This window comes from Bradyrhizobium sp. CAR08 (assembly GCF_052871955.1).
Map to the genome: position 1 here is coordinate 12,710 of NZ_JBIXJX010000015.1, position 14,740 is coordinate 27,449.

Annotated in this window: 13 protein-coding genes; all 13 read left to right on the forward strand. The window is 64.1% G+C overall.

The annotated features are described in order from the left end of the window. The first annotated feature begins 1 nt into the window (after position 1). A complete protein-coding gene (locus ACIPUD_RS28100; RefSeq protein WP_446481928.1) occupies positions 2-1,078 on the forward strand; it encodes an aldose epimerase family protein in 1,077 nt (358 codons plus the stop codon). Continuing rightward, positions 1,078-1,956, forward strand: a complete 879-nt coding sequence (locus tag ACIPUD_RS28105; RefSeq protein WP_446481929.1) for an SMP-30/gluconolactonase/LRE family protein — start codon at positions 1,078-1,080, stop codon at positions 1,954-1,956. The genes ACIPUD_RS28100 and ACIPUD_RS28105 overlap by 1 nt, the downstream gene beginning before the upstream one ends. 73 nt (positions 1,957-2,029) lie before the next feature. Next, positions 2,030-3,103 carry a multiple monosaccharide ABC transporter substrate-binding protein gene (chvE, locus tag ACIPUD_RS28110; protein WP_446481930.1) on the forward strand — a complete coding sequence of 358 codons (1,074 nt, stop codon included), beginning with the start codon at positions 2,030-2,032 and terminating at the stop codon, positions 3,101-3,103. Between the two features lie 186 nt (positions 3,104-3,289). Further along, positions 3,290-4,867 carry a multiple monosaccharide ABC transporter ATP-binding protein gene (gene mmsA, locus ACIPUD_RS28115; RefSeq protein ID WP_368508331.1) on the forward strand — a complete coding sequence of 526 codons (1,578 nt, stop codon included), beginning with the start codon at positions 3,290-3,292 and terminating at the stop codon, positions 4,865-4,867. Further along, positions 4,864-6,054 (forward strand): multiple monosaccharide ABC transporter permease, encoded by a 1,191-nt coding sequence (mmsB, locus tag ACIPUD_RS28120; protein WP_007608442.1) that lies wholly within the window; start codon positions 4,864-4,866, stop codon positions 6,052-6,054. Before mmsA ends, mmsB begins: the two co-directional genes overlap by 4 nt. Before the next feature lie 70 nt (positions 6,055-6,124). Further along, positions 6,125-6,784 carry an HAD family hydrolase gene (locus tag ACIPUD_RS28125; RefSeq protein WP_085395494.1) on the forward strand — a complete coding sequence of 220 codons (660 nt, stop codon included), beginning with the start codon at positions 6,125-6,127 and terminating at the stop codon, positions 6,782-6,784. An 8-nt stretch (positions 6,785-6,792) separates the two neighbouring features. Next, entirely contained in the window at positions 6,793-7,743 is a 951-nt protein-coding gene (locus ACIPUD_RS28130) for a sugar-binding transcriptional regulator (protein WP_085352344.1), read from the forward strand. A 428-nt stretch (positions 7,744-8,171) separates the two neighbouring features. After that, complete coding sequence (locus ACIPUD_RS28135; RefSeq protein WP_018458630.1) at positions 8,172-9,425, forward strand: ABC transporter substrate-binding protein; 1,254 nt, start codon at positions 8,172-8,174, stop codon at positions 9,423-9,425. Between the two features lie 90 nt (positions 9,426-9,515). After that, positions 9,516-10,388, forward strand: a complete 873-nt coding sequence (locus ACIPUD_RS28140; protein WP_026233624.1) for a carbohydrate ABC transporter permease — start codon at positions 9,516-9,518, stop codon at positions 10,386-10,388. A gap of 3 nt (positions 10,389-10,391) precedes the next feature. Further along, positions 10,392-11,222: a carbohydrate ABC transporter permease gene (locus tag ACIPUD_RS28145; protein ID WP_026233625.1), complete on the forward strand. Its 831-nt coding sequence runs from the start codon at positions 10,392-10,394 to the stop codon at positions 11,220-11,222. Between the two features lie 16 nt (positions 11,223-11,238). Further along, on the forward strand, positions 11,239-12,246 hold the full coding sequence (locus tag ACIPUD_RS28150) for an ABC transporter ATP-binding protein (RefSeq protein WP_247404421.1): 1,008 nt from the start codon (positions 11,239-11,241) through the stop codon (positions 12,244-12,246). Between the two features lie 30 nt (positions 12,247-12,276). Next, positions 12,277-13,050, forward strand: a complete 774-nt coding sequence (locus ACIPUD_RS28155) for an SDR family NAD(P)-dependent oxidoreductase (protein WP_018458634.1) — start codon at positions 12,277-12,279, stop codon at positions 13,048-13,050. 38 nt (positions 13,051-13,088) lie between these two features. Then, entirely contained in the window at positions 13,089-14,735 is a 1,647-nt protein-coding gene (locus tag ACIPUD_RS28160) for an FGGY-family carbohydrate kinase (RefSeq protein ID WP_247394420.1), read from the forward strand. Positions 14,736-14,740 lie beyond the last annotated feature (5 nt).

Here is a 14,740-nt window from a genome sequence, read left to right on the forward strand (position 1 = left end):
CATGGCTGGATCGAAAACAGAAAGAGACGTGTTCGGAACGCTGCCGGACGGCCGCAAGGTGGACCGCATCGTGCTGCGCGGCGAGGGCGGGTTCGAGGCGCGCATCATCACCCATGGTGCAGTCTTGCAGGCCTTGATCGCGCCGGACGGCAAGGGCGGCCACGACGACGTCGTGCTCGGCCATGATGGGTTTGCCGGCTATCTTGCCGAACGAAAGTTCTTCGGCGCCACCGTCGGCCGCTACGCCAATCGCATCGCCAACGGACAATTTTCGCTGGACGGCGAGACGGTGCAGCTTCCCGTCAACAACGGTCCGAATGCGCTGCATGGCGGCCTCGACGGCTTCGACCGCAAGCTCTGGGACATTGCGGAGATCGACGACGGCGCCGAGCCCGCGGTCACGCTGTCCTATGTCAGTCCGCACGGCGAAGAGAATTATCCCGGTCGGCTCGATGTGCGCCTGACCTATCGTGTTACCGGCCCGGCCGAGCTATCCCTGATCATGGAGGCGCGGACCGACCGGCCGACCATCGTCAACCTGACCAACCACAGCTTCTTCAATCTGGAGGGCGCGACATCAGGCACGCCCATTCTCGATCACAAGCTGACGGTGGCGGCCGGGCATTTCCTCGCGATCGACCCCACGGCCATTCCATTGCCCGAGCCGCCGCGCAGCGTTGACGGCACGCCATTCGATTTCCGGGAGCCTCGGTCCGTCGGCGAGCGCATCCGCGAGAGCGACCAGCAATTGCGCAACGGCAGGGGCTACGACCATACCTACTGTCTCGCGCGCGACGGCAAGCTTGCGCTCGCGGCGCGACTGGAGGCGCCGCGCTCGGGGCGCATCATGGAGCTGTTCACCGATCAGCCCGGTCTGCAGGTCTATTCGGGCAATTATCTCGACGGCACGATTTCGGGCAAGGGCGGCAAGCGCTACCGGCAGTCGGACGCGATGTGCCTGGAGCCGCATATCTGGCCGGACGCACCGAACCGGCCGGATTTCCCGAACCCGCGGCTAGCGCCCGGCGAGGTCTATCGCCACCATACGGCCTATCGCTTTGCCGTGAGGAGGTCCTGATGGAGCAGGTGCCGACCTCGGTTCTTTCGGACGATCCTTGCCATCTCGGCGAGGGGCCGACCTATGACGTGACCACGGACACGGCCTGGTGGTTCGATATCCGGGAGGGGCGATTGTTCGAGGCGCAGCTGGGCAGCGGCAGTATTCGCGTTCATGCGCTGGGCCGGATGGCGAGCGCGCTTGGGCGGATCGATGCCGAACGGCAGTTGATCGTCGCGGAAGACGGCCTCTATATCCGCAAAATTGCCGACGGCGCGATGAGGCTGCTCTGTCCGCTCGAAGCCGACAATACCGCGACCCGCTCCAACGATGCCCGCGTGCATCCCTCCGGCACGTTCTGGATCGGCACCATGGGCCGCAGGGCGGAAGCAGGGGCAGGTGCGATCTACGCGTTCCATCACGGCGAGATATCAATGCTGTTTCCGCGCATCAGCATTCCCAATTCGATCTGCTTCTCGCCCGATGGCGCCACCGGATACTTCGCCGACACCGCGCGCGCGGTGCTCTATGCGGTGCCGCTCAATCCCACGACCGGCCTGCCGCGCGGCGAGCCGGAGATGCTGCTGCGTCACACCGGCATCGGCGGCCTCGACGGTTCGGTGTGCGACGCCGACGGGCAGATTTGGAACGCGTGCTGGGGCGCGAGTCGCGTCGACGTCTACTCTCCGCAAGGCGAGCGGCTGCGCTCGTTCAGCGTGCCGGCAAAGCAGGCGAGTTGCCCCGCTTTTGTCGGCCCTGATCTGTCGCGTCTCCTCGTCACCTCGGCCTGGCAGGACATGGATGCGGCGACGCGTGCCGCCGATCCGCAAGCGGGCTACACCTTCCTGTTGGAGGCCTCCGCGCGCGGTCGCGCGGAGCCTGACGTTAAGCTCGCATAGGAGGCTCGAAGCCGCACACCACCAAATTTCTCGACGACACGAAAAAACAGTCTGACATCCAAGGGAGTGAAACATGTTAAAACTGAAGACGACCTTCCTCGCGCTGGCGCTGGCCGGCGCTGCGACGATGGCCGCGGGCGTCACCGCCTCGGCCCAGGACAAAGCAACAGTCGGCATCGCCATGCCGACCAAATCGTCGGCGCGCTGGATCGACGATGGCAACAACATGGTCAAGGTGCTGAAAGAGCGCGGCTACAACACCGACCTGCAATATGCCGAGGACGACATTCCGAACCAGCTCTCGCAGGTCGAGAACATGGTGACCAAGGGTGCGAAAGCGCTGGTGATCGCCGCGATCGACGGCACCACGCTCTCGGACGTGCTCAAGCAGGCGAAAGCAAAAGGCATCACCGTGATCGCGTATGACCGCCTGATCCGCGGCACGCCGAACGTCGACTATTACGCGACCTTCGACAATTTCCAGGTGGGCGTGCTTCAGGCCGAGTCGATCGTGCAGGGCCTCGGCCTCAAGGATAGCAAGGGTCCGTTCAACATCGAGCTGTTCGGCGGCTCGCCCGACGACAACAACGCCTACTTCTTCTACAACGGCGCGATGAGTGTGCTGAAGCCGTACATCGACAGCGGCAAGCTCGTCGTCGTCTCCGGCCAGATGGGCATGGATAAAGTCGCGACCTTGCGCTGGGACGGCGCCACCGCGCAGGCCCGCATGGACAATCTGCTCAGTGCCTACTACGGCAACAAGAAGATCAACGCGGTGCTGTCGCCGTATGACGGCCTGTCTATCGGCATCATCTCCTCGCTGAAGGGCGTCGGTTATGGCAGCGCCGGCCAGCCGATGCCTATCATCTCGGGCCAGGATGCCGAGGTGCCCTCGATCAAGGCGATGCTGCGTGGCGACCAGTATTCGACCATCTTCAAGGACACCCGCGATCTCGCCAAGGTCACCGCCGACATGGTCGACGCTGCGCTTGCCGGCAAGCAGGTCACCGTCAACGACACCAAGACCTATGAGAACGGCGCCAAGACCGTGCCGTCCTATCTGCTCAAGCCGGTCGTGGTCTACAAGGACAATTGGGAGAAGGTCCTGGTCGACAGCGGCTACTACAAGAAGGCGCAGTTCCAGTAGGCTTCTTTGCTTTTCCCTCTCCCCGCTTGCGGGGAGAGGGTTAGGGTGAGGGTGAGCCTCCGCGAGGAAGGTAGCAGTGTGTCTCGCGGAGACTCCCCCTCAACCGGATCGCACCTGACGATGCAATCCGACCTCTCCCCACAAGTGGGGAGAGGTGAGCCAACACTGATTGAGGGACGTGAAATCATGACCGCAATGCTGGAGATGCGTAACGTCAGCAAGAGCTTTTCCGGTGTGCAGGCGCTGCGTGATGTCAACTTCTCGGTTGAAGCCGGGCAGATCCACGCCCTCGTTGGCGAGAACGGTGCCGGCAAGTCCACGCTGATGAAGGTCCTCAGCGGCGTCTACCCGGCCGGCAGCTACGAGGGCACCATCATCTTCGATGGCGAGGAGCGCCGCTTCCGCGACATCAACCATTCCGAGGCGCTCGGCATCATCATCATTCATCAAGAGCTCGCGCTGATCCCGCTGATGTCGATTGCCGAAAACATCTTCCTATCGCATCCGCCGTCAAAGCTTGGCGTCATCGACCGCGACGAGGTGTATCGGCGCACGCGCGACCTGCTCGCGCAGGTCGGCCTCAAGGAATCGCCGGATACGCTGATCACCGATCTCGGCGTCGGCAAGCAACAGCTGGTCGAGATCGCCAAGGCGCTGTCCAAGCGGGTGCGGATGCTGATCCTGGACGAGCCGACCGCGAGCCTCAACGAGGCCGACAGCGCCGCACTGCTGGAGCGGCTGATGGCGTTCCGCGCGCAGGGCATCGGCTCGATCCTGATCTCGCACAAGCTGAACGAGGTCGCCAAGGTCGCCGACCACATCACGGTGCTGCGCGACGGCCGCACCGTCGACAGCATCGATTGCCACGCCGAGCCGATCCAGGAAGACCGCATCATCCGCAGCATGGTCAACCGCGATCTCGCCCACCGCTTTCCGGAGCGCAGCGCAAAGATCGGCGAGCCCGTTCTCACCGTCGAGAGCTGGTCGGTCTACCATCCCATCCATCCCGAGCGGCAGGTGATCAAGAACGTCGATTTCAGCGTGAAGCGCGGCGAAGTCGTCGGCATTGCCGGATTGATGGGCGCCGGCCGCACCGAATTCGCCATGAGCCTGTTTGGCCGGTCGTGGGGCACCACGATCAGCGGTCGCATCCGGCTCGAGGGTCATGAGATCGTGCTGCCCAACGTGGCGGCCGCGATCGACGCCGGCCTTGCCTATGTCACGGAGGACCGCAAGCAGCTAGGGCTGATCCTCGCCGACGACGTCCGCAAGAACATCACGCTCGCAAGCCTCGACCAGGTCGCTCCTCGCCGCGTCATCGACGACATTGCCGAGCTGAAGGTCGCCAGCGACTACCGCAACCGGATGCGCATCCGCTGCTCCGACGTCTATCAGGAGACCAGCCAGCTCTCCGGCGGCAACCAGCAAAAGGTCGTGCTGTCGAAATGGCTGATGACCGACCCCAAGGTCTTGATCCTGGACGAGCCGACCCGGGGCATCGACGTCGGTGCCAAATACGAGATCTACTGTATCATCAACGAGCTTGCAGAAGCCGGCCGTGGCGTGGTGGTGATCTCCTCGGAGATGCCCGAGCTACTCGGCATCTGCGACCGCATCTGTGTCATGAACGACGGCGCCTTCGTCGGCGAGTTCAAGGGACGTGATGCGACGCAGGAAAAGATCATGCGCGCCATCATGCGCAACGACAGAAATTATGGAAGCAGCGCCCTTGCGGGTGCGGAGATGGGAGGATCGCAGCCATGACCGACAAGACGGTTTCGCTGCCCGAGGAGGGCCGGCACGGCAGCTTCATCAAGAACAATCTGCGCAATTACGGCATGCTGATGTCGCTGATCGCGATCATGCTGTTCTTCCAGGTCATGACTGGCGGCACGCTGCTGCAGCCGCTCAACCTGACCAATCTGGTGCTCCAGAACAGCTACATCGTCATCATGGCGCTCGGCATGCTGCTCGTCATCGTCACCGGCCATATCGACCTCTCGGTCGGCTCGGTCGCGGGCTTCGTCGGCGCGGTGGCTGCCGTGCTCATGGTGACCTACAAGGTAGACTACACGCTCGCCTTTATCGCCTGCCTGCTGCTGGGCGCGGCGATCGGCGCCGCGCAGGGCTATTGGGTGGCCTATTTCAAGATACCGTCCTTCATCGTGACGCTGGCCGGCATGCTGGTGTTCAAGGGCCTCGCGCTTGCGGTATTGCAAGGCCAGTCACTAGGACCGTTCCCGGCCACCTTCCAGAAGCTGTCCTCCGGCTTCATTCCGGAGATGCTGCCCGAGGCCGGCACGCTGCATCCGACGTCGATGCTGGTCGGTGCGGTGCTCGCGCTCGGCCTCGTCTACGCCAGCGCCAAGGGGCGCTCGCGCGAGCAGCTGCACGGCATCGAGGTCGAGCCTTACGCGTTCTTCCTCGGCAAGAGCATTCTCCTGGCTTGCGCTGTGCTCTATTTCACCTATCTGATCGCCTCGCATCGCGGTCTGCCGAACGTGCTGGTCATCATGACCGCGCTGATCGCGCTGTACGGTTTCGTCACCCGCCGCACCGTCATCGGTCGGCAGGTCTACGCGGTTGGCGGCAATGCGAAAGCGGCAAGCCTGTCGGGCATCAAGACGGAACGGTTGACCTTCCTCACCTTCGTCAACATGGGCGTGCTCGCTGCGCTCGCCGGCCTCGTCTTCGCCGCGCGCCTCAACACAGCAACGCCGAAGGCGGGCCTCGGCTTCGAGCTCGACGTCATCGCGGCCTGCTTCATTGGCGGCGCCTCGGCCTATGGCGGTGTCGGCCGCGTCGGTGGCGCCGTGGTCGGCGCCATGATCATGGGCGTGATGAACAACGGCATGTCCATCCTCGGCATCGGCATCGACTATCAGCAGGTCATCAAGGGCCTGGTCCTGCTCGGGGCGGTGTGCATCGACGTTTATAATCAGCGGAGATGAGGCTGCCGCCGACTACGATCGGCTCCAGTGAGCTATTGCTCAACAGGTGAGCATATGATCGAATGACCGAATGGATCCTGGTCAGTTCGATCTCATTATCTTCGATTGCGACGGTGTGCTCGTCGACAGCGAGCTGTTGAGCTGTCAATGCCTGTCGGACGAGCTGTCCGAATCCGGGATATCGCTGACACTTGCACAAGCGCTGGAGCTGTTCCTTGGACGAAGCACGAGCGCAATTACTCGGCATTATCGCGAGCTCGGCCACGCAATGCCGGTCGATTTTCCGTCCCGGCTGAAGTCGCGCGTGTTGATGGCGTTCGAAAAGGCGCTTCATCCGGTTTCTGATGTCGATATGATCTTGTCGGGCCTGCGGGCACCATTCTGCGTGGCTTCCTCCAGCGACATCGACCGTGTCGCGCTCTCCCTTGACGTCACCGGCCTGCGGGCGCATTTCGGCGACCGGATCTACACCGCGCAGATGGTCAGGCACGGCAAGCCGGCGCCCGATCTCTTTCTGTACGCGGCCGAGCAGATGGGCGCGCAACCTGCGCGCACGCTGGTGATCGAGGATAGTCCGAGCGGCGTGCAGGCGGGCAAGGCGGCCGGCATGACGGTCTGGGGATTTGCCGGCGGCAGCCATTATCGCGGACGCGACGGGCAGGCTATACTGTCGGGTGCGGGGGCCGACCGGGTCTTCGCGCGCATGATCGATTTCTGGAAGGACGACTGACGCCTGCCATGGCCGCCGAGAACGAAAAGTCCAGGCTCGACGACGCCGCGCGTGCCGGCTGGCTCTATTTCATTGCCGGTCACACCCAGGACGAGATCGCGAAGATGCTCCAGGTGTCGCGCGCGTCGGCGCAGCGGCTGGTGTCGCTATGTCTCGCCGAACGGCTCATCACCTTCCGGCTCGAACACCCCATCGCCGCGTGCATGGAATTGGCGGCGCGTCTGAAGGAGCGTTTCGAGCTTACCTATTGCGAGGTGGTGCCGGCTGATCCCGCCGCGCCGCAGGCCACAGCGGGCATAGCCGAACGCTGCGCCAACCTGCTCGATTCCACTCTGCGTTCGGAAACCCCCGTCATCGTCGCGCTCGGGACGGGACGCGCCGTGCGCGCCGCGGTCGAGCGCGTCACGCCGATCGACCGGCCCAATCACCAGATCGTCTCGCTCGTCGGCAACATCTCCGCCGACGGTTCTGCGAGCTTCTACGATACCGTCGGCCGGCTCGCCGATCGCACCGGCGCACGGCATTACCCGATGCCGCTACCGTTCCTGATGTCGTCCGAGGACGAGCGCAACAAGATGGTCCGGATCGAGCCGATCGCGAAGGTGAAGGCGGTCGCGGAGAAGGCGGATTTGCGCCTCGTCGGCATCGGCCAGATGGACCAGAAGGCGCAGGTCCATGTCGACGGCTTCGTCACCCGCGACGAATTGTTCGAGATGATGCGGCAAGGGGCGATCGGCGAGATCACGGGCTGGGCCTATGATTCCAAGGGCCGCCTGCTGAAGGCCGGCACCAACAAACGGTTGACCAGCATTCCGCCGGAGGTCCCGGCGAAGACCACGACGATCGGCGCCGCCGTCGGCGCAGCCAAGGTGCCGGCGATCGCGGCGGCGCTGAATGGGCGGCTGATCAACGGTCTGATTACGGACGAGGCGACCGCAAGGGCGATTCTGGAGCGCTGAGGCGGTTCGTCGTTTCCGCGCGGGGCGCGAGGCAGGGATTTCGCCACCCACGCCGCTGTCGTCGTCCGCGACCCGGCTACGCCAAGGCTTCGCCGGGGTTGAGGTCTGGGGGCGCCGAAGGTTTAGCGAAGGCGGCAGGCGGACGATCCAGGACGCCGCAGCGCCGCTGAGGCAAACCGACAGACGGCACGGAGTACTGGATGCCCCTTCGCGGGGCATGACGGGGAGGGCGACGCACGAGCTCCCCCGCATCGCAGCACTCATAAGTTGCCGAAACGTCCGCGCGCCTGCTTGACAACGGCCCGCCCTCAGTCGAACATACGCCCAACGCGTGGGCATATGCTCAAAAGCGCGAGCTTAGGGAGGTCACCGTGAAACACGTCCTCGGCGCCGTCTGTGGCGCGTCTGTCCTGCTGGCTGTCCCCGCGATGGCCGAAACGACCCTGACGATTGCCACCGTGAACAACGGCGACATGATCCGCATGCAGGGGCTGACGGGTGAATTCACCAAGAAGAACCCCGATATCAGCGTCAAATGGGTGACGCTGGAAGAGAACGTGCTGCGCCAGCGCGTCACCACCGACATCGCCACCAAGGGCGGCCAGTTCGACGTCCTCACCATCGGCACCTACGAGGTGCCGATCTGGGCCAAGAAGGGTTGGCTGGTGCCGCTCGCCAATCTCGGCGCCGACTACGACGTCGCCGACCTCCTGCCCAAGATCAAGGATGCGGTCTCGGTCGACGGCAAGCTCTACGCCGCGCCATTCTACGGCGAGAGCTCGATGGTGATGTACCGCACCGACCTGTTCGACAAGGCCGGCCTCAAGATGCCGGAAAGCCCCACCTGGGATTTCGTCGTCGACGCCGCCAAGAAGCTCACCGACAAGAGCGCCGGCGTCTACGGCATCTGCCTGCGCGGCAAGGCCGGCTGGGGCGAGAACATGGCGTTCCTCTCCGCCATGGCCAATTCCTACGGCGCGCGCTGGTTCGACGAGAAGTGGCAGCCGCAGTTCAACACGCCGGAATGGAAGGCGACGCTCACGACCTATGTCGACCTGATGAAGCAGGCCGGCCCTCCCGGTGCGAGCTCGAACGGCTTCAACGAGAACCTCGCGCTGTTCAATGCCGGCAAGTGCGCAATGTGGATCGATGCCACCGTCGCGGCGTCGTTCGTCACCAACCCGAAGGACTCCAAGGTCGCCGACAAGGTCGGCTTCGCGCTGGCGCCCAACACCGGGCTCGGCAAGAACGCCAACTGGCTGTGGGCCTGGAGCCTCGCAATTCCCGCCGGCTCGAAGAAGGCCGAAGCCGCCGAGAAGTTCATCGCCTGGGCCACCAGCAAGGATTACACCAAGGTCGTGGCTGCGAAGGAGGGCTGGGCGAACGTGCCGCCGGGCACCCGAACCTCGCTCTACCAAAACCCTGATTATCTGAAGGTCGCCCCGTTCGCCAAGCTGACGCTGGCCTCGATCGATGCCGCCGATCCGAACAAGCCGACGGTGAAGCCGGTGCCCTACGTCGGCGTGCAATATGCGGCCATCCCCGAATTCCAGGGCATCGGTACGCAGGTGGGCCAGCAATTCTCGGCCGCGCTTGCGGGATCGATGACGGTCGATGCCGCGCTCACCGCGGCGCAATCTTCAACCGAGCGCGAGATGAAGCGCGCGGGTTACATCAAGTGAGCTCGAGCTCTCCCTCCTGAGCTCAGACTTGCGGCCATCCACCGCTCCAGGTGGATGGCCGCCTTCTTCCCGCAAGCGGAGAAGCCAAGAATGGCAACCCGGCAGACGCAGCTTCTCGCACGGACGCTCCTGACGCCGGCCGTCGGGCTGCTGTTCATCTGGATGATCGTCCCGCTCGCGTTGACGATCTATTTCTCGACGCTGCATTACAGCTTACTCGATCCCGGCTCGGAAGCGTTCGTCGGGCTGGAAAACTTCCGCTACTTCCTCACCGACCCCGCGTTCCTCGCCTCGCTCCAGAACACGCTGGTGCTGGTCGGCTCGGTGCTGGCGCTGACCGTCCTGCTCGGAATTCCGCTGGCGCTATTGCTCGACCAGCCGGTGATCGGCCTCAACATCGTGCGGTTGATGGTGATCGCGCCGTTCTTCGTGATGCCGACGGTGAGCGCGCTGGTCTGGAAGAACCTGCTGATGCATCCTGTGTCCGGGCTGTTTGCCTGGATCGCCTCGCTGTTCGGGTTGACGCCGATTGACTGGTTTACCGACGCGCCGCTGCTCGCCGTGATCCTGATCGTGTCCTGGCAATGGCTGCCGTTCGCGACCCTGATTTTGCTCACCGCGATGCAGTCGCTCGACGAGGAGCAGAAGGAAGCCGCTGAAATGGACGGTGCCAGCGCGGTCTCGACCTTCATCTACATCACGCTGCCGCACCTCGCGCGCCCCATCACGGTGGTGATCCTGATCGAGACGATCTTCCTGCTCACCGTCTTTGCCGAGATCTACGTCACCACGGGCGGCGGCCCGGGACTCTCGACCACCAACATCGCCTTCCTGATCTATTCGCAGGCACTGATCCAGTACGATGTCGGTACTGCCTCGGCAGGCGGCCTCGTCGCTGTCGTGATCGCCAACGTTGTTGCCTTTTTCCTCGTCCGTATCGTCGGTCGCAACCTGGAGGCATAAGACATGGCGCGTACGGCGACGAGGCAGCGGGTGGTGGTCTCGACCATCGGGGCGTGGTTCTTCGGCTTCCTGATCTTCTTCCCGATCCTCTGGATGGTATTGGCGAGCTTCAAGACCGAGCTCGAGGCTTTCGCGATCCCGCCGTCCTTCCTGTTCTTCCACTGGACCACGGAAAACTACGCGACGGTGCAGGAGCGCAGCGATTATGTCCTCCACGCGATGAACTCGATCATCATCGCCGGCGGCTCGACCTTGATCGCGCTTTTGATCGCGATCCCCGCGGCCTGGTCGATGGCGTTCTCGCCGACCAAGCGCACCAAGGACATCCTGCTCTGGATGCTCTCGACCAAGATGATGCCGCCGGTCGGCGTGCTGGTGCCGATCTACCTGATCTACAAGTCATTCGGCCTGCTCGATTCCCGCATCGGCCTCGTCTTCATCCTGTGTCTCGGAAACTTGCCGATCGTGATCTGGATGCTGTTCACATATTTCAAGGAGATTCCGCGCGACATCCTGGAAGCCGCGCGCATGGACGGCGCCACCATCGGCCGCGAGCTGATCTACGTGCTGACGCCGATGGCGATCCCGGGGCTCGCATCGACCATGCTGCTGAACCTGATCCTGGCCTGGAACGAGGCGTTCTGGACGCTCAATCTGTCGACCTCGAACGCTGCGCCGCTCACCACGTTCATCGCGTCCTATTCGAGCCCGGAAGGGCTGTTCTGGGCAAAGCTGTCGGCGGCTTCCACGTTGGCGATCGCGCCCATTCTCGTCCTCGGTTGGTTCAGCCAGAAGCAGCTCGTGCGCGGGCTCACCTTTGGCGCGGTAAAGTAGGAAGGGCTGCCGGATCATGGGTCAGATCACACTTCAGGACGTGCAGAAATCCTTCGGCCCCGTGCACATCATCAAGGGCGCGGACCTGGAGATCGCCGATGGGTCGTTCGTGGTGTTCGTGGGGCCGTCGGGCTGCGGCAAGACCACGCTCTTGCGGCTGATCGCGGGGCTCGAGGACGTCTCCGGCGGCAAGATCCTGATCGACGGCAAGAACGTGGTCGACACGCCGCCGGCCAAGCGCGGGCTCTCGATGGTGTTCCAGTCCTATGCGCTCTATCCGCATATGAGCGTGCGCGGCAACATCGGCTTCGGCCTGAAGATGGCGGGGCTGGCCAAGGACGAGATCAACCGTAAGGTCGAGGCCGCCGCCGCAACGCTGAACCTCACTCCCTATCTCGATCGCAAGCCGCGCGAGCTCTCCGGCGGCCAGCGCCAGCGCGTCGCGATCGGGCGTGCCATCGTCCGCGAGCCCAAGGCGTTTTTGTTCGACGAGCCGCTCTCCAACCTCGACGCGGCGCTGCGCGTGCAGATGCGGATCGAGGTGACGCGGCTCCAGAAGCAGCTCGGCACCACCGCGATCTATGTCACCCACGACCAGGTCGAGGCCATGACCATGGCCGACAAGATCGTGGTGCTCAACGGCGGCAAGATCGAGCAATACGGCTCGCCGCTGGAGCTCTACGAGAAGCCGGCCAACCTCTTCGTCGCCGGCTTCATCGGCTCGCCCAAGATGAACTTCGTGACCGGCGAGCACGCCTTGCAGAAGGCCGCAGCAACGATCGGCGTACGGCCTGAGCATCTCAAGATCGAGCGCGACGGTGCCGGCGGCTGGCAGGGAACGATCGCGGTGGCCGAGCATCTCGGCAGCGACACCTTCCTTTATGTCGATGCCGGCCCGCTCGGCATGCTGACGGCGCGCTACATCGGTGAGTTGAGCCTGCACGCCGGCGACCATGTATCGCTGGTGCCGGAGCCAGCGCGCATCCATCGCTTCGACGCAAGCGGCAACGCCATCCGGGGCTGACAAGAAACGGCAAGAATCGGGAAAAGCAACATGTACCTGGAAAAATTCAAGCTGAACGGCAAGACCGCGTTCATCACCGGCGGCGGGCAAGGCATCGGCTTCGCCTGCGCCGAAGCGCTGGCTGAAGCCGGCGCCAGGGTCGTCATCGGCGATCGCGACAGTAAGGTCGCCGACAGTGCAAAAGCCAGCCTGAAGGCGAAGGGGTATGACGCCGAGACGGCGATCATGGACGTCACCGATACCAAGCGCGTGGCGGAAGTGGCCAACGACGTCGTTGCCCGGCACGGCAAGGTGGACATCCTCGTCAACAACGCCGGCATCGCCCGCAGCGAGACGCCGGCGGAGACCGTGACCGACGAGCACTGGCTCAATGTGATCGACGTCAATCTCAACGGCACCTTCTGGTGCTGCCGCGAATTCGGCAAGCACATGCTCAAGGCGAAGAGCGGCGCCATCGTCAATGTCGGCTCGATGTCCGGCTTCATCGTCAACAAGCCGCAGGAGCAGTGCTTCTACAATGCGTCCAAGGCCGGCGTGCACCATCTGACGAAATCGCTCGCCGCCGAATGGGGCGCGCGCGGCATCCGCGTCAACGCGGTGGCGCCGACCTATATCGAGACGCCGCTCAACGCCTTCGTGAAGAGCAATCCGAGAATGTACGACGCCTGGATCGGTGGAACCCCGATGGCGCGGATGGGGCAGGTCGAGGAGATCGCCTCCGTGGTGCTCTTTCTCTCGTCCGAGGCCGCGAGCCTGATGACCGGCAGCATCGTGCTGGTGGATGGCGGCTACACTTGCTGGTAGGCTTGCGTCAAAACTGACGAGAGCTTCCGGGGGCGACAATGCCGCGAGCGTATATCGGCGTCGATGTAGGGACCACAAGCACGCGGGCAGGGGTGTTCGACGAGGCGGGCACCTTGTTGGCTATCGCACGGCATCCGATCAGGATATGGCCCGAGGCCGGTGACATCGTCGAACAGTCGTCCCAGGATATCTGGGACGCTTGCACGGCGTCGGTGCGGGCCGCGATGGCGGAAGCTGCAATCGCGCCCGACAGCGTCGGCGGTATCGGTTTCGACGCCACCTGCTCCCTCGTGGTGCTCGACCGGCAAGGCGAGCCGCTCACCATCAGCGCCTCCGGCGACCGGCAGCGCAACGTCATCGTCTGGATGGATCACCGCGCCACGGCCGAGGCGCGGCTGATCAACGAAACCGGTGATGCCGTGCTGCGCTATGTCGGCGGCTCGATCTCGCCCGAGATGGAGATGCCGAAACTGCTGTGGCTGAAGCGGCACATGCGCACGAGCTTCGACGCCGCAGGGCACTTCTTCGATCTGGCGGATTACCTGACCTGGCGCGCCACCGGCTCGTTGCAACGCTCGACCTGCACGGTCACTTGCAAATGGAACTACCTCGCGCATGACGGCGGTGGCTGGAGCGCGCCATTCTTCAAGCGCATCGGCCTGTCGGACTTCGTCAACGAGAAATACGCCCGCATCGGCACCGAGATCGTCGCGCCTGGCACGCGGCTCGGCGCCGGTCTAACCGGTACGGCAGCTGCCGATCTCGGCTTGTCACCGGGCACGCCGGTCGGAGCGTCCCTGATCGATGCCCATGCCGGCGGCATCGGCGCCATCGGCGGCCGCGATGAATCGGAGGGCGCGACAGATGTCTGCGACCGCCTCGCCTACATCATGGGAACGTCGGCCTGCATCATGGCGACGACGAAAGAACCGTGCTTCGTACCGGGCGTGTGGGGTCCTTACTATTCGGGCATGGTACCAAATTTCTGGCTCAACGAGGGCGGGCAGTCGGCTGCGGGCGCTGCGATCGACCATCTTCTCAAGTCGCATCCCGGCCACGCCGAGGCGAGCGTGGCGGCGCGCAGCGAGGGCCTCGACCTCATCGAGTTTCTCGAGCGCCGCATCATCGCGCGCGCAGGCGGCGCCAGCCGCGCCGTGCTGCTGGCCCGCAACGTCCATGTGCTTCCTGAGTTCATCGGCAACCGCTCGCCCTATGCCGACCCTGACACGCGCGCGGTGATCGCGGGCCTCGATCTCGACACCGACATCGCCTCGATGGAACGGCTGTTCGTCGCCGGTCTGTGCGGGCTCGCCTATGGGCTTGCCGAGGTGATCGAGGCCTTTACCGCGCATGGCGTCCATTCCAGCATCATGATCATGGGCGGCGGCGCCAGCCGCAGTCCGCTGGTGCGGCAGATCATGGCGGATACGACTGGCCTCACCGTGGCGCTGCCGCAGACCAGGGAGCCCGTGCTGCTCGGCGCCGCGATGCTCGGCGCAGTCGCCGGCGGCGCCTATGCCTCGATCGGCGAAACCATGGCCAAGATGTCGGCGTTGGGACGGAAGAGCGAGCCCACTACGCCCGACATTGCCGCCTTTCACGCCCGCAAGCGCGAGGTCTACAAGTTGCTGCGCGAGGTCGATCGCGGCAGCCGCGCGGCGATGCGTGGAATGGCCGGAGGTTGAAACGG

What these genes read in the sequence shown, in the direction of transcription:
- ACIPUD_RS28100 (WP_446481928.1), top strand. Translation starts at nt 2, where the DNA reads ATGGCTGGATCGAAAACAGAAAGAGACGTGTTCGGAACGCTGCCGGAC.
- ACIPUD_RS28105 (WP_446481929.1), top strand. Translation starts at nt 1,078, where the DNA reads ATGGAGCAGGTGCCGACCTCGGTTCTTTCGGACGATCCTTGCCATCTC.
- chvE (WP_446481930.1), top strand. Translation starts at nt 2,030, where the DNA reads ATGTTAAAACTGAAGACGACCTTCCTCGCGCTGGCGCTGGCCGGCGCT.
- mmsA (WP_368508331.1), top strand. Translation starts at nt 3,290, where the DNA reads ATGACCGCAATGCTGGAGATGCGTAACGTCAGCAAGAGCTTTTCCGGT.
- mmsB (WP_007608442.1), top strand. Translation starts at nt 4,864, where the DNA reads ATGACCGACAAGACGGTTTCGCTGCCCGAGGAGGGCCGGCACGGCAGC.
- ACIPUD_RS28125 (WP_085395494.1), top strand. Translation starts at nt 6,125, where the DNA reads ATGGATCCTGGTCAGTTCGATCTCATTATCTTCGATTGCGACGGTGTG.
- ACIPUD_RS28130 (WP_085352344.1), top strand. Translation starts at nt 6,793, where the DNA reads ATGGCCGCCGAGAACGAAAAGTCCAGGCTCGACGACGCCGCGCGTGCC.
- ACIPUD_RS28135 (WP_018458630.1), top strand. Translation starts at nt 8,172, where the DNA reads ATGGCCGAAACGACCCTGACGATTGCCACCGTGAACAACGGCGACATG.
- ACIPUD_RS28140 (WP_026233624.1), top strand. Translation starts at nt 9,516, where the DNA reads ATGGCAACCCGGCAGACGCAGCTTCTCGCACGGACGCTCCTGACGCCG.
- ACIPUD_RS28145 (WP_026233625.1), top strand. Translation starts at nt 10,392, where the DNA reads ATGGCGCGTACGGCGACGAGGCAGCGGGTGGTGGTCTCGACCATCGGG.
- ACIPUD_RS28150 (WP_247404421.1), top strand. Translation starts at nt 11,239, where the DNA reads ATGGGTCAGATCACACTTCAGGACGTGCAGAAATCCTTCGGCCCCGTG.
- ACIPUD_RS28155 (WP_018458634.1), top strand. Translation starts at nt 12,277, where the DNA reads ATGTACCTGGAAAAATTCAAGCTGAACGGCAAGACCGCGTTCATCACC.
- ACIPUD_RS28160 (WP_247394420.1), top strand. Translation starts at nt 13,089, where the DNA reads ATGCCGCGAGCGTATATCGGCGTCGATGTAGGGACCACAAGCACGCGG.